Source organism: Aggregatibacter actinomycetemcomitans, assembly GCF_003130205.1.
GTDB classification, from domain to species: Bacteria; Pseudomonadota; Gammaproteobacteria; order Enterobacterales; family Pasteurellaceae; genus Aggregatibacter; species Aggregatibacter actinomycetemcomitans_A.
Genome location: NZ_NRDF01000034.1, coordinates 1 through 1,217, shown reverse-complemented (window position 1 = coordinate 1,217; position 1,217 = coordinate 1). Strand labels below are relative to the sequence as shown.

At 45.9% G+C, this 1,217-nt stretch carries 1 protein-coding gene; it reads left to right on the top strand.

Going from position 1 to position 1,217, the window contains the following annotated elements; genetic code table 11:
* A partial coding sequence (gene tuf / locus DK423_RS10950; RefSeq protein ID WP_061886941.1) for an elongation factor Tu occupies nucleotides 1-1,184 on the top strand: 1,184 nt, incomplete at its 5' end.
* Nucleotides 1,185-1,217 lie beyond the last annotated feature (33 nt).

Below are 1,217 nucleotides of genomic sequence, written 5' to 3'. Positions count from 1 at the left end.
TGTCTAAAGAAAAATTTGAACGTACAAAACCGCACGTTAACGTGGGTACAATCGGCCACGTTGACCATGGTAAAACCACTTTAACAGCAGCTATCACTACCGTATTGGCAAAACACTACGGCGGTGCAGCACGTGCATTCGACCAAATCGATAACGCGCCTGAAGAAAAAGCGCGTGGTATCACCATCAACACGTCTCACGTTGAATACGACACCCTAACCCGTCACTACGCACACGTTGACTGTCCGGGACACGCCGACTATGTAAAAAACATGATTACCGGTGCGGCGCAAATGGACGGTGCTATCTTAGTAGTAGCGGCAACTGATGGTCCTATGCCACAAACTCGTGAGCACATCTTATTAGGTCGCCAAGTAGGCGTTCCTTACATCATCGTATTCTTAAATAAATGCGACATGGTAGATGATGAAGAGTTATTAGAATTAGTTGAAATGGAAGTTCGCGAACTTCTTTCCCAATATGACTTCCCGGGCGATGACACCCCAATCGTACGCGGTTCTGCATTAAAAGCACTTGAAGGCGATGCCGCATGGGAAGAAAAAATCCTTGAATTAGCAAACCACTTAGACACTTACATCCCGGAACCTGAGCGTGCTATTGACCAACCGTTCCTTCTTCCAATTGAAGACGTGTTCTCTATCTCCGGTCGTGGTACCGTAGTAACAGGTCGTGTTGAACGCGGTATCATCCGTACCGGTGATGAAGTTGAAATCGTAGGTATCAAACCGACTGCGAAAACTACCGTAACCGGTGTTGAAATGTTCCGTAAATTACTTGACGAAGGTCGTGCAGGTGAAAACATCGGTGCATTATTGCGTGGTACTAAACGTGAAGAAATCGAACGTGGTCAGGTATTGGCGAAACCGGGTTCAATTACTCCACACACTGATTTCGAATCTGAAGTGTACGTATTGTCCAAAGAAGAAGGTGGTCGTCATACTCCATTCTTCAAAGGTTACCGTCCACAATTCTATTTCCGTACGACTGACGTAACCGGTACTATCGAGTTACCTGAAGGTGTGGAAATGGTTATGCCGGGCGATAACATCAAAATGACCGTATCCTTAATCCACCCAATCGCGATGGACCAAGGTTTACGTTTCGCTATCCGTGAAGGTGGCCGTACGGTAGGCGCCGGCGTGGTAGCTAAAATTATCAAATAATTGATAAGACAAACCAAAATAAAACTGAAAAGG